Consider the following 23,313-nt stretch of genomic DNA (forward strand, 5'->3'; position numbering starts at 1 on the left):
ACCGACGTTACCTTGGGGTACTACAAAAGCGATTGCGCGGCGGTGGATCTTGGTGATTCTTCCACGCGTTAAGTGATGAGTACCGTCGTATATGCGCACGCAATCTGATAAAGGATGTCAACGATGCGTTATCTTTCGTTACCCCACGGCGTGGGCGAAGTCGATTCCTACGTGGGCAGGCCGGCGGCGGAAAGGCGCTGCTCGGTGGCAGAGGCGACGCGAGTGGTCGGCGACCGATGGGCGATCCTTGTCATGCGCGAAGCGTTCTACGGGCGTTCCCGTTTCGAGGAATTCGAAAGATCGCTTGGCGTCGCGTCAAATGTCCTGAGCGGACGTCTCAAGTCGCTTGTCGGCGCAGGCCTGCTGGAACGTCGGGCGAGTGTCGAGGCAAAGCGGCCTAGCTACCACCTGACGGAGAAGGGACGCGCCTTCTTCCCGGTCTACTTGGCGCTCAAGTGCTGGGCAGACGACTGGTCGAGTAGCCAGGAAGGCGTCGTGACGGAGACGGGAACGCCGAGCAGCACCGGGTTCGCCTCCGCGGCTGCCATCCGTGCAGGCAGAGAAGGGGTGCGCGCAGGCGCTCGCTTCGTTGGGACGGGCGACCGTGGCCACGCGGCGAAGTGACGAACCTTCCGCGTTGCGCGGCAGCAGGGAGTGACCACGAGCTCATCCGAGCGAGCGGCACGAACCGTTGTCCGGCCATGCGAAAAGGGGCGGTTAAATCGCGTTTCTGTCGTCGCGCAGGTGATCGTTCCGGAGCATTATTATGGGCATCACGGATTCCATCGCCCATCGCGGTTGTCTGCCTTCGCGGTTTATGTCCTGAATCGCGCCATGTCTGTCATTTGAGTGGCGACGTCAAGCGCCAATCATTAGTAAGACCCAATCAAGGAGATCATCATGATCCAAGTCGACAAAGTTCTTTACATCGGCAAGACCCACACCACGGGTGGACGCGACGGCGCGGCCCGCAGCGCGGATGGGCGCCTCGACGTCAAGCTGTCGCCCCCTGGTGGCGCAGGCAGTGGAACCAATCCGGAACAACTATTTGCCGCTGGCTGGTCGGCCTGCTTCATCGGCGCGATCGGCCTCGCCGCCCGCGCGAGAGGCGTGACGCTGCCGCCTGACCTGGCGGTCAACGCCGAAGTGGATCTGGGCATGGCAGGCGAAGCCTTCCTCCTGCAGGCTCGCCTGAACGTCAGCATGCCCGACATCGACGCGGCGACTGCAAGAGCGCTGGTGGATGCGGCTCACCAGACCTGCCCCTATTCGAAGGCCACTCGCGGCAATATCGGCGTGGAGATCAACGTGGTGCAAGCCGCTTGACCTTTGCCGGCCAACTCGTCATTCCAATGTCACCACCGATTCATGCGCTTAAGGAAAGCTCGATGACACTGTTCAACAACCCGACTCCTGAGGAGAACCGGTTCACGCGACGCCATTTTCTCGGGGTCTCCGCAGCAGCGGCAGGCTACGGCATGGGCCTGATGTCGCTGTCCGGCGAAGCGTCGGCCGCAACCACTGGTGCCGGGAAGCCCGACGCCATCCGCCCATTCAGTGTCTCCTTCCCGCAGGAGGCCCTGACGGACCTGCGCCGGCGTATCGCTGCCACCCGTTGGCCATCACGTGAAACCGTGGACGATGCATCGCAAGGCGTGCGGCTGGCGACGATGCAGAGGCTCGCCGACTACTGGGCGACCCGGCACGACTGGCGCAAGGCAGAGGCCAGGTTGAATGCGTTGCCGCAATTCATGACGACCATCGATGGCGTCGATATTCATTTCGTCCACGTTCGCTCGAAGCATCCGGGTGCGCTGCCAGTCATCATCACCCATGGATGGCCCGGATCGGTGATAGAGCAGTTGAAGGTCATCGGGCCACTCACAGACCCGACGGCTCACGGCGGCCAAGCCTCCGATGCGTTCGATGTGGTGATCCCGTCGATTCCTGGTCACGGATTCTCCGGCAAGCCAACGACCACGGGCTGGGATCCTGTGCGTATTGCCCGCGCATGGATCGTGCTGATGAACCGCCTCGGTTACAAGCAGTACGTGGCGCAAGGTGGAGACTGGGGCGATGCCATCACCGAGCAGATGGCGCTGATCGCGCCCCCGGAACTGCTTGGCATTCACGTCAATATGCCCGCCACCCTGCCGGCCGACATATCGAAGGCGCTCAAGTACAACGAACCGGCACCGGCGGGACTCTCTGCTGACGAACGGCACGCATACGAGCAGCTCGACACCTTCTACAAGCACGGACTCGGCTACGCTATCGAGATGGCGAACCGTCCCCAGACGCTCTACGGGATCGAAGATTCCCCCATCGGGTTGGCTGCCTGGATGCTCGATCATGATGCCGCGAGCCAGGCGATGATCGCCCGCGTGTTCGATGGCAAGAGCGAAGGTCTCACGCGTGACGACATCCTCGACAACGTGACGCTGTACTGGCTGACAAGGACTGCCGTCTCGTCGGCGCGCCTGTACTGGGAAAACAATCTGGCGTTCTTCGACGTCAAGCACCTCGCCATACCGGTAGCCGTCAGCGTCTTCCCGGACGAGATCTACGCGGCGCCGCGAAGCTGGGCCGAGCGTGCCTACCCGAAGCTCATCCACTACAACCGTCTGCCGAAAGGCGGCCACTTTGCCGCATGGGAACAGCCGATGGTCTTTGCCGACGAACTGCGCGCGGGCCTCAGGACGTTGCGAGATGGTAAATCTGCATGAGGCGGCACCGGTCCTTTGGACCTGATGGGATTAGTGGAAGAGCAAAAGGGTACAAGATGAGGTTATCAATCAAATGTTTACTGGGCTTCGCCATCGCGGCGGCGTTCACCGTCGCCGCCTTCGCCTCTCGCGAAGCCCCGACACCGGCGCGCGGCTCGGGCAAGGCAGTGACAATGCCTGAAACAAGGGGAATCAGTTTGCGCGTGGCCGGGACGGCCGGAACCTGATGGCAAGGCTATCGCCGGCCTCCGTTAAGAACCACTGGCATCCCGCGCCTGTGGGACTATCTGGCATGCAGATCAGCCTCCAGCATGACTGGATTGACCAGGATCCATGAACTGTCTTGACGAATCAAGTGACGGCAGCGTTACGAGGCCCATCCCGCTACCCCGGCGGCGTGGCCTCCTGTTCCCCGCGTTTGCGTGGACGGGCTTCTCGTCCGCATTTGCCTCTATCATCGTCGGCGGTTACCTGCAGGCCTCCCTGGACACGTTCGACGCGCTGTTTGCGGCGATCCTCGGCAACTGGATTCTCTTCATCTATTCGGCGGCAATAGGTTTCGCCGCCGGGCGCTGGGGCCTGAGTTCGCAACTCGTGCTGGAAGGCGTCTTTGGCCGCTGGGGTGCCGTCATGCCCGGCGCGTTGCTGGGGGCGCTAGTTACGGGCTGGTTCGCGTTCCACGTTGCCGTGACGGCGAACATCCTGGTCACCGCGCTGCACGTGCAGGGCGAATCGGCGCTCGCAATCTGCCTCATAGGCGTCCTGTTCGCGATGCCGGTCATCGTCCGCATCAGCCGCGGCTTCAACATGACCGCGATCGGGATCCCTGCGATGGCCATATTCGCCATCGTCGTCTTCGCGCATCGGCTCGCACCCAGGTGGGACGCGCTGCTGGATGGTCCGATCGGCGGGCCGATGCCGTTCGGAACGGGCGTGTGCATTGCCTTCGGCACCTTCGTGGTGAGCGGTACGATGACGGGCGACATCGTAAGGTATTGCCGCACCGGCAACGAAGCGGTACAGGCGACGGCATTCGGTTTCCTGTTCGCGAACCTGCCGTTCCTGATCCTGGGTGTACTGCTGGCGGCATCAGGCATCAAGGTGAACGACCTCTTCACTGCGGGCAATGCGCTGTCGTGGCTGCTGCTTGCGCTTGTCATCATCGCCAACTGGACCACCTGCGATGCGTGCCTGACAAACGCCGCCGTGACGTTCAAGAGTGCGTTTCCGACACTGCGCTGGATGGGTGTCGCGGGCGCCGCTACGCTCCTTGGCATTTTGCTCGCCATCACCAATAGCGTTGGCGATGTGTCCGGCTGGACGCTGCTGCTCACAGCCATGGCATCTCCGATCGGCGGTGTGATCATCGCGGATTACTACGTCGTGCGCGTACGGGCGGGTTTTTCGCGCGCACGGACAGCGTCGGTGAACATGGCGGCATTGCTCGCCACCGGAGCAGGGATGCTGGTGGCGTTGCTCTGTCACCGGCTGATTCCGGGCGTGGTCACACCGCTGGTTAGTGCGCCCGTTGCCGGATGCCTCTATCTCGTCATGTCCGGCATCGCTTCACGTCAGCTTGGCGCAGATCTCGGCGGCCAGTCTGCCGGGGCGGAAGCGCTCGACTGATACGTATGTTCGGCGCCCGAAGCAGAACGGTCACTCCGCGTCCCCCTGCCGAGGCGAGAACCGCCATTGTGGTGATCGTACTCATCTCCTCGCTCGCGTATCTGCTATTCCAGGCACGCAAGGACGCACTCGACAATCTGCTACTGCATCAGGCACGTCTTGCCATCCAGTTTGCTTCTGCCGAACTCCGTTCCGATACGTCGGGGGGCGCGACGCTTATCGACGACGGCGAATTCCGTTCGGGAAACCCGCTCGCCGGCATCTCCGCATGGCCGGGGCAGATGACGACCGCCATTCCGCTCGCATCGGGCTGCGCGGCAAGTCCGCTTTGCGATGATTTGTCGGGAGTGCGGAGCGAGGACACCAAAGGCCGGTTCGTCATCCGGAATGGGGCGCTATTCGCTTCGCTTCATGGCAGCAAGGTCGTCGTCACGACGTCCGCGCCACTCTCGGCGCTGACGGCGGGCCTGTTCGGCCGTCTTGCGATGGATATTGCAGGGGTGTTCTTCCTTGGGTGTCTGCTCCTGCTGGTGCGCGAGAGCCGCCTGAGCGACTACTCGGTTCACCGCCTCCTAGACGCTTCTCCCATTCCGCTTCTTTTGATCGATGCGCAAGGGCAGGTCGAATTCGCCAACCGCCAGGCGATTGACCTCTTTCTGGACGACCCGCTGCGCACTCCGGGACGGCTGCAGGAAGCACTGCGGCGCGAGGGGGAACTGTTCACCTGGCTGGTCTCTGAACAGGGAACGGGCGACGCGACCGAGACCTGCGAATTCGAGACTGGCAGGCAGGCAGGTGCAGTGCGCCACCTGCTGGTCTCGCGACAGTCGCTGGCGGTTCGCTCGAAGCGCATGATCATCGCGAGTGTGGCGGACATTACGGTGAGGCATGAAGCCGAGAGCGCGCTCGTCAAGGCGAAGAACGCGGCGGAGGCGCTCGAGCGGATGAAGTCCGAATCGCTTGCAATGATGAGCCATGAACTGCGCACGCCCGTCAACGGGGTGCTCGGGCTTGCGCAACTGCTGGTCCAATATGAGCTCCCCGATGGCGCGGCCCAGATCGTGCGGCGGATGATCCAGGCAGGCAAGACGCTGGCCGTCATCATCAACGATATTGTCGATTTTGCGTTGCTCGAGGTTCGGCACATCCGGCTGGAGCGGCGCCGCTTCGATCTGCGTGAGGTGATCACGAGCGCGGCCACACTGGCGAGCGCGGCTGCCGCGGAGAAGGGATTGATGGTCCGCGTGAGCGCGCTCGCGCCGTTGCCGCCAGCCGTGTTCGGTGACCCTGCACGCTTGCAGCAGATCATCATCAACCTCGTCGGCAATGGCATCAAGTTCACTGACGCCGGGCATATCGAGGTCAGGACGGATGTCACTGGCCGCGTCAACGATTCGATCGAAATCGTCATCGACGTAGCCGACACGGGGATCGGCATTGCGCCAGAAGTCATCCCGCAGCTCTTCCGGCCGTTCTCGCAGGCGGAAGCCGGACATGAAAGGCGCTTTGAAGGAACCGGCCTTGGCCTCGCCATTAGCAAGGGCCTTGCCGAAGCTATGGGCGGCTCGATTTCGGTGCGCAGCATGATCGGGGAAGGCACGACCTTCTCGGTGCGCCTGCCGTTCGACCTTGCGCTGGGTAAAGCGGAGCGCGCACCGAGGCCGGCGCCTGCCTCGCGCGTGCTGGTTGTCGACGACGTGGCGCTGAATCGCGATGTCGTGGGCGAATTGCTGCGCGCCGAAGGATGCGATGTGACGACTGCCGGCTCTGGGCAGGAGGCGCTGGATATCCTCAAGACCCGACAATTCGACCTGATATTGATGGACATCCGCATGCCCGTGATGGACGGTCTTGCCACCACCGCCGCGATCCGGTCGAGCCGCGAGCCGAACCGGCATACAGGTCCGATACTCGGGCTGACGGCGAATCCGCTGCCGACCGACAGACCGCTCTATTTGCTGCGCGGCATCGACGGAATCATCGAAAAGCCGGTCGAGGTGGAAGCGCTGCGCTCGGCGCTGAGGCAGGTGGCGCTGCCGGTGACATCCGCTGCCATCGAAGAGCCGGAGCGCCTCAGCCGGCTGCGCCAGAAGCTCGGGCAGGATCGCACCCTGCGCATCGTCGTGGCGTTCTCGCAAACGGCGGCCGATGCAGTGGAAGGCATCGCGACCGGCTGCGCCCGCGCCGCGCTGGACACGGTCGCGGAAGGCGCGCATCGCCTTGCGGGCGCCGCATCGAACGTCGGATTTGACCAGTTGGCGGAGGCGGCCGCTAGGCTCGAGCAGATTGCCCGGACAGGCAGCGCCACAGAAGTCCTGGATGCGGCGTTGACGGTCGTGACGATCTACCGGGACGTGGAGCGCTTCGTGGGCGTCCTAATATCGCCCGCGGCCGCCGGGCCCGAGAACAGATACCCGGTGCCGTGAACCGTCTTGATCAGGTGCGGGTTGTCGGGGTCCGCCTCGATCTTGCGACGCAAACGACGCACCAGCGTGTCGACCGTCCGGTCCATTGACTCGAAGCGGCGCCGCTTGATTGCCGAGATCAGCCGCTCCCGCGACATAACGTGGCCTGCGTTCCTGACGAGTACCAGAAGAAGGTCAAACTCCGCGGTCGTGAGTGGCACGTTCTCACCTGCCGGATCGGTCAGGCTGCGGCCACGCGTGTCGAGCCGGAACTGGCCGAACGACAGCGTCGAGGGCGCAGCGACGCCGCGGCTGTGTTCCACACGCCGCAGCAGGTTGCGCACGCGCGGCAGCAGTTCACGTTCATCGATGGGCTTCGCAATGTAGTCGTCCGCGCCATATTCGAGGCCGAGAATGCGATCCACCCGGTCGTTGCGGCCCGTGATCAGGATGATGCCCATTTCGGACTTCTCGCGCAGGTCGCGCGTCAGCGACAGGCCATCGCGGCCTGGCAGCCGGATATCCAGCAGCACGAGATCCACGGGACGGACGAGCATCAGGCGGTCGAGTTCGTCGGCATCGGCGGCACAACAGATATCGTAGCCCTCCGCCTCCAGAAAGCCTTCCAGTGTTTCGCGAATGGACGGATCGTCGTCGACCACGGCAATGCACTGGTCTGTCCGGCTGTGCTGCATGGGGTCCTCGCGAAGTCTTCGGCCACCTGTCCGGGGCGCCGGCCGACGCTCGTGCGTCTCATGTCGTTTTTGCGCCTCTATTCACAAATTTTAACAAACCGCCATAGCTTGTTCAATTTGCGGGGCAGACTCGTTCACAAGATCGCCCGATAGTGAGGTCACCACCCCAACAAAACTGCTACAGGGATTGACCATGGATATCAAGCAACAGATTTGCGGCATGGACGCGGTCGGCCTCGCAAGGGCCATGCGCAGCAAGGAGCTTTCGCCCGTCGAAGTGGTCGAGGCCCATCTGACGCGGATGGAGGCTGTCGAGCCGGCGATCCATGCGTTCTGCACCATCACGGCGCAAGCGGCGCGCGACCAGGCCCGCCAGGTGGAGGCGCGCATCCTGCGTGGCGATGAGGTCGGTCCCTTGGCAGGCGTGCCCGTCGGCATCAAGGACCTGGTTTGCACGGCTGGCATCAGGACGGCTTCCGGATCTCCCGCATACAGGGATTTCGTGCCCGACGAAGACGACGTCGTGGTCGAGCGCCTGAAGCAGGCCGACGCTATTATCGTCGGCAAGACCAACGTCCCGGAATTCGGATACAGCGGTGTCGGCCACGACCCAATATTCGAAACCACCCGGAACCCATGGAACCTGGACATGACGCCGGGCGGCTCCAGCGCAGGCTCCGGCGCGGCGGTGGCAAGCGGAGAGGTTCCGTTTGCCATCGGCAGCGACGGCGGCGGGTCGATCCGCATTCCGGCGGCGCACTCGGGAATCTACGGCATCAAGCCGTCGATGGGACGCGTGCCGCTTTACCCCGGTTGTCGCGATGAACGCTATCCGGGGGTGTCGAGCTGGGAGAGCCTCGAACATATCGGCCCGATGAGCCGGACCGTGGCGGACAGCGCCCTGATGCTGTCGGTCATCGCAGGCCCCGATTCGCGCGACCGCCATTCGCTGCCAACCGCTGGCTTCGATTGGCGCCAGGCGCTCGATGGCGACCTGAAAGGGCTGCGCGTCGCGTACAGCCCGGACTGGGGCTACGCGGCCGTCGACCCGCAGGTGCGACGCGTCGTTGATGACGCCGTGCGTGTCTTCGAACGCGATCTCGGCTGCAGCGTCGAGATCGCGCATCCCGGCTGGAGCGATCCCTTCGACGCGTTCTGGGCAATCGTCGCGATGGATACCGACCTCAAGGGCATGCGCGAAATGGTGGCGCAATGGGGAAAGGAGATGTCGCCACACCTGGTCGCATTGCTGAATCATCCGTGGACGGCGGAGGACTTCACCAATGCAATGGTGACTCGTAAGAGCGTGGTAAACAAGATGTGGCGCTTCATGGCGAACTATGACCTCCTGCTCACGCCGACGCTGGCGGTTCCGCCGTTCCCGGTGCATTGCCAGGGTCCCGAGAAAATCGACGGACGCATGGTTGCGCCGACACAGTGGCTCGCCTTCACCTATCCGATCAACCTGACTGGACAGCCGGCAGCCTCGGTGCCCGCGGGCTTCACCAGCGATGGGTTGCCGGTCGGCCTGCAAATCGTCGGGCGTCATCTCGATGATCCGTTAGTGCTGCGCGCGTCGGCGGCGTTCGAGCGGGCGCGTCCGTGGCGCAACACGTTGCCGCCGCTGCTCAAGGACCTCGGTCTCGTGCAGTGACCCGCCTGTCTAGTAAAGAAACCCAGGGGAACACCATGACCCATCCAACCGATCAGCATGGGCTCGACGAAGAGTTCGAGCACAAGCCCGTCCCGCTCTCGCATCGTCATCGGCTGTCGTCGGTAGCGGCGGTGTGGTTCGGCTTTCCAATGATCATTACGAACGCGGTATTCGGCGGGATCATCGCCTATAACCTCGGCTTCTCGCGAGCGCTGCTCGCGATCCTGATGGGCAATGCGATCCTGCTCGCCTACGTCGGCACGCTGAGCTTCATCGCCGGCAGTACCGGGCGCAATTTCGGGCTCCAGGCCGAACGCACGTTTGGCAGGAAGGGCTATGCGGTCACTTCCGGCTTCCTCGCGAGCGTCGTCGTGGGATGGTACGCGTTCCAGACGGGCCTCACCGGCACGACGGTCCATGCGTCGTTCGGCTGGAACGAAACGGCCACCATCATTGGCGCCACCGTGCTCTACACCGGCGTGACGTTCATCGGCATTCGCGCCCTGTCGATCGTCGGCATGATCGCCGCGCCGCTCTACGTGGTGCTCGGCCTCGTGGCGTTGTACCTGATCGGATCGGAGCATTCGCTGGGAGCCGTGTTTCACTACGACGGGCTTGGGGTGGGCAGCATGATGTCCTTCGGCGGCGCGGTCACGTTGGTGGTGGCGACCTTTGCCGATTCCGGCACGATGACCGCAGACTTCACCCGCTGGTCAAAGGACGGAAGGAGTGCAGTCTACGCGACGCTGACGGCGTTTCCGTTTGCGAACATAACAGCCCAGCTTTTTGGCATCCTGATCGTATGCGCGGGCGCTGCCGCGGCGCCGGCCACGCAGGGGGGCGACTTCATGTCGGTGCTCACCGGACATGGGGGCTTGCTGTCGGCCATTGCGCTGGTGTTCGTCTTTGTGAACCTGGGGTCCGTATGCACGCATTGCCTCTACAACGGTGCGGTTGGCTGGGGACGCATCGCGAGCAAGAAGATGCGAACCATGACGGTCCTGCTTGGCCTGCTTGGCGGGTTGCTGGCCGTGGCCGGCGTGTGGAGCCTGTTCCTGGACTGGCTGAACTTGCTCGGCGTGCTGGTACCGCCGATCGGCGCCGTCATCATCGTCGACCAGATATTCGTTCGGCATTACTCGCATGACGATGACGTACCGAACTTCCGCGGCAGCGCCTTCGCCGCGTGGGCACTGGGCGCGCTCTCCGCATTGTTCGTTCACGGGATGGCGCCGTGGTTTTCGGAAGCCGTTGCTGGGATGCTGGTCGGTGCCGTGGCGCATTATGTGTTGTCGCAGGGTGCGCTGCGCGAGGTGCGTCAGCGCAATGGCTTGCTGTAGGGGGGCGCCGTTCTGCGAGCCGCAAAACGGCGGCCCTGCAAAACGCGGGGGGCGAATCAACGCAGAATGACAAGAGGCAGTGCTCGCCCCCGGGGCGCCGAAATGTCATAGCGATATCGCAGGTAACAGTCCATCCGGTCGACTCCGTCATTCATGACTGCGCGTAGCCGAGGCGATTTCTTAGCCGTGGAATTCGCAAAGTCAAGGAACGCCCGCAGCTTCAGTGGTATCTGGCCCTGGCTGAAGTATATGAGGCTAACGGGCACCCGATGACAGTAATGGCGGCTTTGGGATGCAGAGGCGTCGCTCAATTGACTACGTGACGGAAGTTGCGAACGGCAGTTAGTGGCCGACAAGCGCCTGCTCGCCCTGAACCCCGCTACGCCGGCGCAGCCCGCAAGAGCCCCAATCGGCCGTTCATCAAGTGACGGGTGTGGAGCGAAGCAGCCGCACGCCACACGCCCAGCAGGCTCACGGCCCCTTGCTGGGAGTTGAAAGGCCCGGGCTTTTCCCGAATTCACTACAGACCCGCGCCTCTAGCATCGTTTCACACCCGGCAGATGTTTCACTTGGACGCGATCTCGAGAATGCCGTCGGCCGCCAAATTTGCCTGGAGGCATAACGATTTCCCGGAGGCGACGCGCATGAGCTGTACTCCTCTATCCGCAAGCTGCTGGACCTTTCGGGTGAGACGAGATTGTTCATGTGCCCGTCGGCGATGATCGAGCCAACGGCCGAGGGTGCTCCATCGACGACCTCCACGCACCCTCACGAACGACAGGCACTGCTCAGAACACCTGCTTGATCCCGAGCATAGCCCCCAACTGCGTGCCGCCCGGGACCGTGTTTGAAGCCGGGCTCGAACTCACCGATGTAGTCAACTTGCCGCCGTTGTCGATGAACCCAGCGGTTGCATAGACGGAGGTCCGCTTGCTGAACGCATACATCGCGCGCATCGCGTAGAGCCAGGACTTGTTGCTACTGTTGTGGTAGCGCTGGTGGTAGACCTGCCCCGCCACCGTCACAGACGGCAGGACGTCATAGGCAAGTCCCGCCCAGTAGAGGTCGCTCTTCGGCGTCGGAATGCCGTTGTTGTCGTGCCGCAGCCAGCCGATGCCCACCTTTGCGCGGTCCAGCAATGCGTAGCCGGTCAGCGCGAGACGATCATCGGTCTTTGCGCTCGATGTCAGGCCGCCGAATGCGCCAGGGCCCCCGCGCACCGATTCGTACAGCGCCGAGGCACCGAACCTGGCGGTCTCGTACAGGACCATCGCGGACCATTCACGGCAGGCGCTCTTGTCGGCGGGGTTCTCGCCTGCGCAGTTGGTGGCGCCGGGGCCGAACGGTGCGGCTGCCGTATCGCGACCGAAGCTGTATGTGGCACCAAGCGTCAGGCCGCCGAACTTGCCTTTGTAGGAGATGCCGTTGTCCATGCGGGCATTCGGAATGGTCGGGTCCAGCGAACCCGAACCGAAGATGTTCGGCCCAAGGATATCCGCGTCGAGCGTCGCCCAGAACATCATGGTGAACTGCCGCCCGATCGCAAACTCGCCCCACGGCCCAGACAGCCCTACCCACGCCTGGCGCCCGAACAGGCGGCCGCCGTTTGCCATGCTGCCGGTATCCACGCCATAGCCGGACTCGAGCATGAAGTTGCTCTTGAGTCCGCCACCCAAGTCTTCGGAGCCACGCATGCCCCAGCGCGATGGCACGGTGCCGGTCAGGCTGGGCTGCCGTACCACGCTGTCCTGCGCCGGGCCGATATGGTTGACGAACTCGATGCCGGTATCGATCAACCCATACAGCGTCAAGGATTGTGCACTGGCTATCGCAGGCAATGCCGCCGTGAGGGCAACCGCAAGACTCTTCAAACGCATCATGTTCTCTCCTTTTTGGTTTTGGCTCTTGTCGAACGCACTGTAAAAACCGGTGCAAAGGACGAATGCCTCCCGCCGCCTGCGCAGGGCGGAATGTCAGTCGGCAACCTTCGCGATTGCGGCCCGCTCCACGGGACGCATTGATATCAGGTGGGCGGCATGGGCCGCCTCAGTGTCGTGAGCGTGCTGCGGCGCAGGCTTGGGACGGCATGCTTTCTTTGATGAGTCGAACTATCAAAATAAGATCCCGTGTTCTGATTCGCAATGCGAATTGAATTCTAACTATCATATATTGATAGTCAACAACTGGTTAACCCGAAATCGCCAGGACCGCGGCTAGCAGGCGGCACTGCGCTGCCGGCTTTGTGGGGCGATGCCCCAGGACAAGAGAAGAAAAAGACGGGAATCGACGCTGCCATGGCTGCGCTGTGACAGCCATAAACAGTCGAGAAGCTGGCCGGCCGGCCAACTCCTGGGGGAAAATCTGCGACCGAATCAGCCGATCCGGCGACAGGGGAGCTTGCGACGGCGGTTACCTCGGCACCGCGCCCTTCGTGACGGCGGAGGAAATCTTCGCCGCATTGTCCTGGAGCAGTTCCAGCAGCTTGGCGTGGTGCATGAACTCAAAGCGCCGCAACGGGATTACCAGCGCGAGCGCCCCGACCGCGTGCGAGCCGCTGGCAAAGAAGGGCACGGCAATGGCCCCGACATCCGACTCCAGTTCGCCCCGGGACATGTAGTAGCCGGCCTTCCGGATTTCCTGCAGCTTGTTCCAGAACTCCTCGAAGGTTTGCCCCATGCCGGCCTGGCGGACCGCTGCGGTGTGCTTCTCGAACAATCGTGACAGCCGAGCGCGCGAAAGCGTTGCCAGGATGACCTTGGGCGCCGCGCCCCGGAACAAGGGCCGCGGCCGGCCGCGGCCATAGGCGAGGTGCAGGCCGTCGGCGCCGGACTCCCGGTGGGTATCGACAATCTCGTCGTCGAAGATGCGCGTCATCACGCAGTCGCAGCCGGTCTGCGCGGACAAGCTCTGCATCAGCGGCTGGCCCGCGCAGAAGAACGGGTCGACCGTGCGCAGTTGGTAGTCCAGCGTCATCACGCGCGGCCCGAGTGCATAGCTGCCATCGCCCAGGCGCGCCAGCAGCCCGGCGTCCACCAGCTCACGCACGTAGCGATAGCCGGTCGGCGCCGAACAGTCAAGGTACTCGCAAATTGCCTCGGACGACCATGTGGGCTTCTCGACCGTGAACAGGTCGAGGATCGATAGCATCTTGGTTAGGCTGGACATAAAGAAGTGCCGGACAGTCACGAACTGAGAGTGGCGTCATTCTAACGCCCCGCCCGTGGCCGTTTCGCTGCGACACGACAACGCACTGTCAAATGCCGAACGCATCATCGATGCCGACGAGCCTCTTGACAGGGACCACAGGCTGCTTACGAAGCCCCGACTGATGAGACCTGGCCAGTCCTGTCCTCTGCGTAAGTCCGGTCCAGCACAACGATCGATACCCCGGCGATGGCGAGTACGCCCCCAAAAAACTGGTACAGATGCAGCGGCGTCCAGCCGTGGGCGAGCATGTATCCGGTCCAGATCGGCACGATCACGGCAATGCTGCGGCCAAAGCCGATCATCAGTCCCACGCCGGTCCCACGCGCCACCGCCGGATACACCGACGGGCTGATGGCATAGAACGCGACAATGCCGCCGTTCACGAACAGGCCGACCAGCACCGCGAGCGACAAGGCCATGGAGACATTGTGGATCTGCGTGGCATACAGCGCAAAGCTGAGCGCGCCGCCGAACAGCACGCCGGCCGTCACCAGCACGGGGCGGAACCTGAGAGACAGCGCAGCGAACAGCAGCGCCGCTGCCACCCCGCCGACCATCAGCATCATGCCGGCACGCACGCCGAATGCCGGGTTGCCGCTGCTATCCGCGATGATCTTCGTCGTCCAGGTATTCGCAAAGTAAAACGCCGCGGTCAGGCCGGCGTAGCCGATCCACAGGCAGATGGTGCGCCTGAGCATGCCACCGCCGAAGATTGCCCTGAGCGCCACGTTGCGCACCGCCTGCATGGAAGCGGGGGGCAGCGCCTGCGACTGGGGGAAGCCCAGTCTGGCTGCGATCGCGTTGTACTTCTCCAGCGCGCGCCGCGGTCGCTTGTCGACCAGGTACTCGACCGATTCGGGTAGCACGAAGAAGACCAGCACCATCATCAACAGCGTGAGCATGCCACCGAAGATGAAGGGGGCGCGCCAGCCGTGGCTCGCGAGCAATGGGGTGACGATGAGCCCGGCCAGCGCGGAACCCAGCGGCAGGCCGATGCCGTACAGACCCATTACGACGCCACGATGCTTATCGGAACTGAACTCCGAGACCAGTACATTGATGCTGGCAATGACGCCGCCGATGAACAGGCCCGCGAACGTGCGATAGGCAATCAGCTCCGCCAGCGTACTCGACGTTGCCGACAGCAGCATGCCCGCCGTGATGAAGCCAAGGCACACCAGGATCTGCGTGCGCCGGCCGATCCTGTCGGCCAGCGGCGAGACCAGGATCGCGCCGAGCGCCATGCCGAGGACGCTTGCACTGAGCAGATAGCCTGCCTCGACCGGGCTGAGCGACCATGTCTTTGCCAGCGTGGGGATGACGAACGGCATGACGATGATCTCGTATCCGTCAATCATGGTGATGAGAATGCAGATCGCGACGATGAGAATCTGCGACGCACGCATTGGCTGCGTACGCACGGCCTCGCGTATATCCATGCTTGTCTCCGCTTTATGTCTTTTATGGGACGCACTGCATCGGCAGTCAGGCCATGTCCCGGGGGAAACTGCCGAAAAACAGGGCGAAAACCTGCCCGTGACGCCCGCAACGGGCGCCAGAGCTTCAGGAACATCGTTCAGATTTCCGGTGTGCCAGGGCTCGGCGCGAGGCCTGGCCGCACCGGAACTGCGGTATGGCTTACTCCGCGCGAATCGGGTTCGAGAGCACGCCGAGCTTGCTGACTTCGATTTCCACGACGTCGCCGTCTTTCATGAACACCGGCGGGTTGCGCTTGGCGCCGACGCCGCCCGGCGTGCCCGTGACGATCACATCGCCGGGCGCGAGCGTGACGAAGCTCGAGCAGTAGGCGATCAGCGTCGGGATCGAGAAGATCAGCATGTCGGTGGTAGCCCGCTGCATGACATTGCCATTCAGGCGGGTCTCGAGCGTCAGCACTTCATTCTCGCCAATCTCGTCCGACGTCACCAGCGTGGGGCCGAACGCACCTGTGGCTTCGAAGTTCTTGCCCGGACCCCATTGCGAGGTATGGAGCTGCCAGTCGCGGATGCTGCCGTCGTTGTAGCAGGCGAAGCCGGCAATATGCTGGAAGGCACGGTCCTCGGAAATGCGGCGGCCACCCGTGCCAATCACGATGGCGATCTCGCCTTCATAGTCGAGACGATCCGACTCCGGCGGCAGCAGGATCGGCTGCTGGTGACCCACCTGCGAGGCTGCCACGCGCATGAAAATTGTGGGGCGGTCGGTGCGCTGCTTCTTGGTCTCCTGGACATGCTCGTCGTAGTTCAGGCCCGCGCACAGGATCTTGTCCGGATCAGCCACGACCGGGCGATAGGCATCGATGTCCTGCAGCGCGAAGTCGGCATCCGATTTGACGGCGGCGTCCTTCAGCGCGTCCACGCCGTCGCGGCGCAGCGCTGCGCCCAGGTCTGCAAGCCCGAGGCGGGCACCGAGGTCAATGACGCCCTGGTTCAATACGGCGCCGAAGCTGTTCTTGCCTTGTCGCGAAAAGCTGATGAATTTCATTTGGGTCTCCTGTACGGAATTCAGTGGGGGGGGAATACGGGTTTGCTGTCAGGCCGCGACAACGGCTGCCTTCGCGTTCTGCAGCAATGCAGCAAGCTGGCGCATCAGGGCCTGCAGTTGTGGCAGGTTCGCTGCCGTGCCATATACGTAACGGTCCGGTCGGACAATGATGGCGGCGGCATCGAGTTCATCGAGCCATGCCAGTGTCGCGGCGCTGTCGTCCTCGATGAATTTGACTGGATACGACGTGTACGTGCGCAGCGCATCGCGCTGGTTTTCGTTGAGCAGGCCGGGTTTCATCAGAACGGCAAAGTCGCGTCCGGCGCGCTGATCGAGACGCATCCCCGTCGACAACGCCGGTTGGGCCGATACCATGCCGCTAGGCGGTTCGCCCAGGCGGAGCGCGCTCGCTCCCAGGCGGGGGCTCAAGCTGCGCAACTGGCGCGGCGCCGCGGCGAGCGTGCGGTCGCGCTCAGCGGCCGCGGCAGGATCGCGCGCCTGGATGATCCCGCCGAGTTCTACGGCAAGCCGGATGTATTCGCTGACGTGTGGCGCGCGCTCTTCCTGATAGGAATCGAGCAGCTCATCCGGAGCACGGTGCCCGAGGATGGCCGCAAGCTTCCATGCAAGGTTCGCGGCGTCGCGGATGCCTGCGCAGAGCCCTTGCCCCAGGAACGGCGGCGTTTGGTGCGCCGAATCGCCGGCCAGCAGCAACCGGCCCTTGCGCCAGCGCTGCGCGACGACGGCGTGGAAGGTGTAGACCGCCGCGCGTTCAAGATCGGCATCTTCAGGCGTCATCCATTTATCGATCAGCGACCACACCGATTCGGGCCGCGCGATCGCCGCTGCATCTTCGTCGGGGAGCAGCATGATCTCGAAGCGGCGGCGGTTGCCAACGCCTCGCACATAGGTCGCGGGACGAGCAGGGTCGCAGAACTGCACGCTGCAATCGCCGAGCACGGACCACGGCCGCTTGAGCAGCGCGTCGAAGACCAGCCAGCGTTCGTGCAGGCCCAGGTCCGTCATTTCGCCGCCGATCAGGCGGCGAACCAGTGACCGCGCGCCATCGGCTCCCACCACGTAGGCCGCGTCGATCGCCTCGAGTCTGCCGCAGCTCAGGTCTTCGAAGCGCACCGTGACATGGCTGGCGCAGTGTTCCAGCGCATAGACCTCGCAGCGTGAGCGCACCGAGATGTTCGGCTGGCTGGCCAGGCACTGGCGCAGCGTGCGTTCCAGGTCAGGCTGGTGAAAGCGGTAGCTGGAGTGCCACCCCTGCGGACCGACCTCCTCGGGCCGCGGCCAGTCCACGAGTAACTGGCCTTCCGCATTCACGAATTTCATGCCCGTGGACACCAGGCAATCCCCGGCGACTTCGGCAGATACCCCGATCGCGTCGAAGACGCGCATGCATTCCGCATCAAAGTGCACGGCCCGGGGCAGCGGATAGGGCGCAGCCTCTCGTTCGAGCACGGCTACCTTGAGGCCGTATCGCCCCAGGAGGTTGGCCAACGTTGCGCCGACCGGCCCCATCCCAATCACTGCGACATCGACAAGCATCTCGTCTCCAAATCATTTGACTATCACAATTTGATAGCAGTATTATTCTCGAGACACGATTTGTCAAACTGAATCTTGTTCGTTATCAGGATTCGATACCACAAGGAGACGACTAATGCGCAAAGGCCTCTCGTTCAGCCACGTTGGCATCTATGTGCGGGACCTGCCCGCGATGACGCGCTTCTATACGGAGCTGCTCGACTTCACGATCACCGATGCCGGCAAGCTCGAAGGCCCCGCTGGTCCGGTCGAACTGGTCTTCCTTAGCCGGGACCCGGCCGAGCATCACCAGATCGTCCTGGCCACGGGCAGGCCGGAGCAGTTGCCGTTCAATGTCATCAACCAGATCTCGCTGCGCGCGGACAGCCTGGCCACGCTGCGCGGCCTGTACGAACGCATGGCTGCCGCGGGCGCGACTGACATCCACCCGATCACCCACGGCAATGCGGTGTCCGTGTACGCGCGCGACCCGGAAGGCAACCGGCTGGAGTTGTTCGTCGACACGCCCTGGTATGTCAGCCAGCCGATGCGGGTCCCTGTCGACTTCTCCGAGTCCGACGCGTCACTGATGCAGAAGATCGAGGCTCACGCGCGTTCGCTGCCGGGCTTTGAGCCGCGCGGCGCCTGGCAGGCGCGAATGGCCGAAAAGATGGGTCTCGTATGAACTATCCACTCTCTATTGAGCGAGCCAGCCTGCTGACGACTTCACCGTTGGTCGAACATATCGACCAGGTCGAACAGGCCCGGTGCGATGCCACCGTGAACGGCGCGCACCACGTGCTGGCCGACCTGCTCGCCGACGACCTGCTGTTTATCCATTCGAGCGGATACGTGCACGGCAAGGCGGACTACCTGGCGTTCCTGGCGGAGAAGATCAGGACTCTGGAAATCGCGCGGCCGTCGCCGCCCGCGTACAAGCCCGCGGGGACGTCGGTACTGGTTTGCGGACCGATCGACCAGACACTCGTGCGACGCACGGACGGCAGCCGCGTCGAAGTCCGCTCTTACACCACGCAGGTGTGGACGCGATCGGGCGATGGCTGGCGACTGATCCACCACCACTCCACGCGGCGCGCCGACTAGGTGCGGTCTGAGTCGGCACACCCTTGCATCCTTGAACGAACTCTTCGCATGACCTTACATTCCGAACTCAACCAACAGACGGCTGTTCACATCAGCGCGGCCGGCGGCCCTGAAGTGCTGGTGCCGCAACAAGTGGCGATCCCGACGTGCGGGCCCGATGACGTACTGATCGAAGTCGCCGTCGCGGGCGTGAATCGCCACGATGTCAATCAACGCCGCCGCGGTCCCGACGCGGTTCATAGTCCGATTCCGGGGCTGGAGGTTTCAGGCGTGATTGTTGTGACCGGCGCGAACGTCACCGGCCTGCGGCCGGGGGAGCGCGTTTGCGCACTCGTCAATGGCGGCGGCTACGCACAGTTCGTCGCGGCCCACCAGGGCCAGGTACTTCCCGTGCCGGCCGGTATGACGATGGCCGACGCCGCGGCGCTTCCCGAAGCACTGTTCACGTTGTGGCACAACTTCTTCGATGTCGCGGGGCTCGTCGAGGGCGAATGTGTGCTGATCCATGGCGGAACCAGCGGCGTCGGCTCGATTGCCATCCAGGTGCTGACAGCCATGGGTTTCACCGTCTATGCCACGTGCGGAACCGACGAGAAATGCGAGATCGCCGAACGGCTCGGCGCGAAGTCGGCGTTCAACTACCGGAAAGGGCCGTTCGAGCAGGCCGTGCTGGCGCAGACGGGCAATCGCGGGGTTGATGTCATTCTCGATATGGCGGGTGTCGAGTATGGGCATCAGAATGTCGCGGCACTGGCACCGCGCGGACGCATCGTCCATCTCTCTCCAGGCCATGGCGCTGAGCTCAGCATTCCGCTGCGCGACCTCATGCGCAAGGAAGGTGTGGTAACGGGATCGCTGCTGCGACCGTTGTCCGACGATGAGAAAGGCAGGATCGGTGCCCGGCTTCTGACCATGGTCTGGCCGCTGCTCGGGACGCGGGTACGGCCCCTTATCGCGGCACGCTATGCGCTGGCCGACGCGCACCTCGCACATGCGTGCCTCGAAGCCGGAGATGTGGCTGGCAAGATTCTGTTGGATGTGGTGGCTGCCGACTGCTGAAGCGCTCGTCGCCGTGACGAGACGGACGCCGCATAGGGGACCGGCCGGTCCCCGCAGGGCCAATGCCGATCCGCGGAATGGACCGCTTGTTTGCCAGCCAAGGAAAACTGCTCAGCACGAGCGGCTGCGGAATCGTGTGCGACTCAGGCCAGGCGCGACAGGCGTGCGGCGACCAGCCCGTGACACCGTACACCAAGGTAGCCGCTATCATTGCTTCGCATACCGGGTGTCCGCAGCAAGCGCATAGTCGGCTTGCAGGACCATTGCGCCATTGCTCGTTTGCCACCCTTGGCGTGAAGACAAAATTCCGCCAGGCATTCATGTCGCGCTTTATCTGCGATGCGAACTCCGGCTTATCAGTCCGGTTGAGAATCAGGTCTATTCCTTCCAGGCGCTTCTACTCCCCCTGAGTCCTCGCGAAAGGCGGGCCAAGATTTCCACCGGCACGTTCGTGGGCGCCATGAACACGACTTGCCGCCCATGTACCTGACGGCAATCATGCCGTGATGATTGTGCTGATTGAGGACCTCCATGCCAGCGGTTCGGTGGAAGTGGATCCCTATGCCCAGCGCGTCCCCCGCGCCCCACTGACACGCGTGTGACAGTGCAGGTGATTCGCTCTGATGAGCCGAACGTCCGCAGTCTGGCGAGGAGCCGTCTTTTGGGTGGCCTTGCAAGTGCGCCGGCAAACGGCCGAGGATGGCCAACTTGAGGCGGCCGAAGGGGAAGGGCGCCGGTTGTCGCTACCCGACCCACTACGGTCACAGGACCATGCGTTTCGCCAACGGCAGTTTTCTGGGCGAAGCAGTCGTCTGAATGGCACGGTCGGGGCGACATCGCACGTCGCTTCCTGGGCCGGTCTCTGCCCACATGTTGCGCACCTGCGCTTCCTCGAACATCTCTTTCACCACTGCTGCTGGCAACGGCCGCGCTACGCTACAGAACGGCCGTCCGAAGATTGCGCAGTCTTATCCCCGAACCAACTGCATGTACGCCGTCCGCGCGGAGAACTGGAAACCTGGGGGGAGAGTCCACGGGCGGCGTATTCAATTTTCGGGCCGACGTTCGCTCTCGGCGTCATTGTGGGCAAAACCCTTCTGCGCTGTCTCCCCGATCTTCCTAGATCTCCGCTCGACATCTGCTTTGGCAGCATTGAGTACGTCCTTCACCGCAGACCCCTCCTGCGCCATCGCGCGCACCGCCCCTCACAGGGGCGGCATTGTCCAAGTTTGCCGAACCTTGTGTACAACCCATGACGGCTGCCCAACCGGTATCTGCCGTCTTAAGCTGTTGCACAGGAGCGGCAATGCGCTGTTTCTACATGCCCATTTCCAACTAGAGAGGACAATGCTAGTTGCTCAAGGGATTTCATCACCGGACCCTCGGCGTGTATGGCTGCCGCGTTGGTGACCATGTGCACGCTGTCCTGGTGCTATCCTGAGCAGGCTTGAGCGATGCGAGCCAACTGTCCCGTTCTGCCCGAGCCACTGCGAACATCGATAGGAACTAGCGCGTGCCCAATATCGCGAGAGATCAAGCGAGCGCCAACCATCTGAACAAGATTGTTGGTACGGCAATCGTTCTGGCAATTCTGTACTTCGCTCGCGACGTGCTGATTCCAGTCACGTTGGCCTTTATCCTCAGCATCTTCATCCAACCGCTCGTTCGCGGACTCCGCCGCATCGGCCTTGGCCAAGTAAGTTCAGTTGCCCTCGCTGCGCTGGTACTCGCAGTGGGTCTATCCTTCAGTGGCTTGATCATCGGCACGCAGCTCATTCGCCTAGGGAGCAGCTTGCCGCAGTATGAAGACACGATACGCAGCAAGCTCCGGACGCTTGACGAGGTTACCCTCGGCAAGTTGAGCGCGATCACGGATCAGGCCGGCCGCGTGGTCGGCAAGCTCGGGAGCGACACACGACAAGGTAGGACACCCGCGCAGGGTTTGCCGCAGCCAGAGGCGAATAATGTTACCCCGCCTATCCCGGTCGAGGTCCATCAACCTGAACCCCGCCCGATAGAGCTCCTCACGCGAATCGTGAATTCAATAGCACGCCCGCTTGGGACGGCCGGCGTGGTGTTTGTTGTGCTGATCTTCCTGTTGCTCGAACATGAGGCGCTTCGGGACCGGTTTATCCGGCTGGTGGGCGGCAGCAATCTGCGTGCTACGACAGCATTCGTCAACGACGCAGGCGAGCGCATCTCCCGCTTTTTCGTCTCGCAATTTCTTGTCAACATCGCAGTGGGTGTAATGATCTGGGTGGGGCTTGCCATCGCCGGCTTGCCCCAGGCGCCGTTGTGGGGAGCGATGGCCGGACTCCTCCGCTTTGTGCCTTACGTCGGGATCTGGATCGCAGCTTTCTTCGCTGTATTGCTGGCCACGGCCATCACGCCGGGCTGGACGTTGGCGCTCATCACACTCGCCCTGTTTTTTGCCATCGAGCTCCTTGTTTCCCAACTCCTTGAACCTCAACTGTATGGTCACGCCACGGGACTGTCACCGCTCTCGGTGGTGATTGCGGCCATCTTTTGGAGTTGGATCTGGGGTGCGGTCGGATTGGTCCTCTCAACGCCACTGACTTTGTGTCTGGTCGTGGCGGGACGCTATATCCGGGCCCTCAGCTTTCTCGAGATCCTGTTGGGAGAAGTCCGCGCCCTTACCCTGGCGGAGAATTTCTATCAGCGTGCCCTCTCGGGCGACGCACAGGAAATCTTGGCCAGCGCGAGGCGATTTCTTCGGAGCAAGCCCCTCAGCGCCTACTGTGACACCGTCCTGATGCCGGCCTTGCATTTGGCCCATGCTGATTTCTCGCAAAGGGAGATTACCCGCACCGAACAACTCAAGGTGAATAGCGCAATCGCCTCGGTGATGGTCAGCCTCGAAAGCAAACGAAGCTGGTGGCGGCCCATTCCCCGAATCTCGGTTCTGGAGGGCACCACGGTCGCGCGGCGGCTGCGAGAGCAGCGAGAACGACAGATGGGGAGATGGCAGGGTCCCCTAGATGTGCCGGCGGGTACAGTCGTACTAGGCATCGGTGCGGGGTCGCTCATTGACGAGCTGGCCGCGGAAGTGCTGGTGCGTGTCCTGCGCGCACAGCATCTTGACGGGCGTCATCTCTCGCTTGAGGATCTGAGGTCGGGGCCTCCAGTGCCCGAGAGTAAGCCCGAGGCGGTCGCGGTGGTTTGTCTGGTCAGCGTGGTCTCAGAACTGACGCAAGACGAGCCGCTGGCCGCTGCGATCGCAGGAATCCGCCGGCGCTTTCCCCATGCAAAGGTTCTTGTGCTGTGCGCGTCGAATCCATTCGATCTGCATGAGAAGAGCCACGCTGTGGTAGCTGAAGCTGATTTTACGGTGCACTCATTTGCCGAAACCACAGAGAGCTGTACCAATCTGCTTCAGGGGCAGGTGTCGGCGACACCCAAACAGAATTAATTGACCTGACCGCCCGATTGTGACCGCGCGGGTTCGACCAGGAAACG

At 62.9% G+C, this 23,313-nt stretch carries 17 protein-coding genes; 11 read left to right on the top strand and 6 right to left on the bottom strand.

What is annotated here, in order from left to right; genetic code table 11:
- Positions 1 to 123: 123 nt before the first annotated feature.
- The 5 genes from CupriaWKF_RS32635 (at position 124) to CupriaWKF_RS32655 (ending at position 6,778) form a co-directional block, all read left to right on the top strand.
- On the top strand, positions 124 to 624 hold the full coding sequence (locus tag CupriaWKF_RS32635) for a helix-turn-helix domain-containing protein (protein WP_276103471.1): 501 nt from the start codon (positions 124 to 126) through the stop codon (positions 622 to 624).
- Between the two features lie 276 nt (positions 625 to 900).
- Positions 901 to 1,326 (top strand): organic hydroperoxide resistance protein, encoded by a 426-nt coding sequence (locus tag CupriaWKF_RS32640; protein ID WP_276103472.1) that lies wholly within the window; start codon positions 901 to 903, stop codon positions 1,324 to 1,326.
- Between the two features lie 62 nt (positions 1,327 to 1,388).
- Positions 1,389 to 2,726: an epoxide hydrolase gene (locus tag CupriaWKF_RS32645; protein WP_276103473.1), complete on the top strand. Its 1,338-nt coding sequence runs from the start codon at positions 1,389 to 1,391 to the stop codon at positions 2,724 to 2,726.
- A gap of 333 nt (positions 2,727 to 3,059) precedes the next feature.
- Positions 3,060 to 4,352: a cytosine permease gene (locus tag CupriaWKF_RS32650; RefSeq protein ID WP_276103474.1), complete on the top strand. Its 1,293-nt coding sequence runs from the start codon at positions 3,060 to 3,062 to the stop codon at positions 4,350 to 4,352.
- Between the two features lie 71 nt (positions 4,353 to 4,423).
- Positions 4,424 to 6,778, top strand: a complete 2,355-nt coding sequence (locus tag CupriaWKF_RS32655) for an ATP-binding protein (protein WP_276103475.1) — start codon at positions 4,424 to 4,426, stop codon at positions 6,776 to 6,778.
- Here CupriaWKF_RS32655 and CupriaWKF_RS32660 read toward each other — a convergent pair.
- Complete coding sequence (locus CupriaWKF_RS32660) at positions 6,697 to 7,452, bottom strand: response regulator transcription factor (protein WP_276103476.1); 756 nt, start codon at positions 7,450 to 7,452, stop codon at positions 6,697 to 6,699. The genes CupriaWKF_RS32655 and CupriaWKF_RS32660 overlap by 82 nt on opposite strands.
- A gap of 193 nt (positions 7,453 to 7,645) precedes the next feature.
- Here CupriaWKF_RS32660 and CupriaWKF_RS32665 point away from each other — a divergent pair, with 193 nt between their 5' ends.
- Both CupriaWKF_RS32665 and CupriaWKF_RS32670 read left to right on the top strand, forming a co-directional pair.
- Entirely contained in the window at positions 7,646 to 9,106 is a 1,461-nt protein-coding gene (locus CupriaWKF_RS32665; protein WP_276103477.1) for an amidase family protein, read from the top strand.
- Between the two features lie 35 nt (positions 9,107 to 9,141).
- Positions 9,142 to 10,446 carry a cytosine permease gene (locus CupriaWKF_RS32670; RefSeq protein WP_276103478.1) on the top strand — a complete coding sequence of 435 codons (1,305 nt, stop codon included), beginning with the start codon at positions 9,142 to 9,144 and terminating at the stop codon, positions 10,444 to 10,446.
- Between the two features lie 788 nt (positions 10,447 to 11,234).
- Here CupriaWKF_RS32670 and CupriaWKF_RS32675 read toward each other — a convergent pair.
- The 5 genes from CupriaWKF_RS32675 to CupriaWKF_RS32695 form a co-directional block, all read right to left on the bottom strand.
- The gene (locus tag CupriaWKF_RS32675; protein WP_276104095.1) at positions 11,235 to 12,323 is read right to left on the bottom strand and encodes a porin; all 1,089 of its coding nucleotides are present in this window, start codon (positions 12,321 to 12,323) and stop codon (positions 11,235 to 11,237) included.
- A gap of 532 nt (positions 12,324 to 12,855) precedes the next feature.
- Positions 12,856 to 13,611 (bottom strand): IclR family transcriptional regulator, encoded by a 756-nt coding sequence (locus CupriaWKF_RS32680; protein ID WP_276103479.1) that lies wholly within the window; start codon positions 13,609 to 13,611, stop codon positions 12,856 to 12,858.
- Positions 13,612 to 13,757: 146 nt separating this feature from the next.
- Positions 13,758 to 15,092, bottom strand: a complete 1,335-nt coding sequence (locus CupriaWKF_RS32685) for an MFS transporter (protein ID WP_276103480.1) — start codon at positions 15,090 to 15,092, stop codon at positions 13,758 to 13,760.
- A gap of 199 nt (positions 15,093 to 15,291) precedes the next feature.
- Positions 15,292 to 16,137 carry a fumarylacetoacetate hydrolase family protein gene (locus tag CupriaWKF_RS32690; RefSeq protein ID WP_276103481.1) on the bottom strand — a complete coding sequence of 282 codons (846 nt, stop codon included), beginning with the start codon at positions 16,135 to 16,137 and terminating at the stop codon, positions 15,292 to 15,294.
- 48 nt (positions 16,138 to 16,185) lie between these two features.
- The gene (locus CupriaWKF_RS32695) at positions 16,186 to 17,694 is read right to left on the bottom strand and encodes a bifunctional 3-(3-hydroxy-phenyl)propionate/3-hydroxycinnamic acid hydroxylase (RefSeq protein ID WP_276103482.1); all 1,509 of its coding nucleotides are present in this window, start codon (positions 17,692 to 17,694) and stop codon (positions 16,186 to 16,188) included.
- Between the two features lie 115 nt (positions 17,695 to 17,809).
- Between CupriaWKF_RS32695 and CupriaWKF_RS32700 the strand changes: the two genes are divergently transcribed.
- The 4 genes from CupriaWKF_RS32700 to CupriaWKF_RS32715 all read left to right on the top strand — a co-directional run bounded on the left by CupriaWKF_RS32700 (position 17,810) and on the right by CupriaWKF_RS32715 (position 23,266).
- On the top strand, positions 17,810 to 18,358 hold the full coding sequence (locus CupriaWKF_RS32700; RefSeq protein WP_276103484.1) for a VOC family protein: 549 nt from the start codon (positions 17,810 to 17,812) through the stop codon (positions 18,356 to 18,358).
- Complete coding sequence (locus CupriaWKF_RS32705; protein ID WP_276103485.1) at positions 18,355 to 18,777, top strand: nuclear transport factor 2 family protein; 423 nt, start codon at positions 18,355 to 18,357, stop codon at positions 18,775 to 18,777. The genes CupriaWKF_RS32700 and CupriaWKF_RS32705 overlap by 4 nt, the downstream gene beginning before the upstream one ends.
- Before the next feature lie 48 nt (positions 18,778 to 18,825).
- Complete coding sequence (locus CupriaWKF_RS32710) at positions 18,826 to 19,836, top strand: NAD(P)H-quinone oxidoreductase (protein ID WP_276103486.1); 1,011 nt, start codon at positions 18,826 to 18,828, stop codon at positions 19,834 to 19,836.
- Positions 19,837 to 21,349: 1,513 nt separating this feature from the next.
- Entirely contained in the window at positions 21,350 to 23,266 is a 1,917-nt protein-coding gene (locus CupriaWKF_RS32715; protein ID WP_276103487.1) for an AI-2E family transporter, read from the top strand.
- The last annotated feature ends 47 nt before the right edge of the window (positions 23,267 to 23,313 follow it).

The organism is Cupriavidus sp. WKF15 (genome assembly GCF_029278605.1).
Lineage (GTDB): Bacteria > Pseudomonadota > Gammaproteobacteria > Burkholderiales > Burkholderiaceae > Cupriavidus.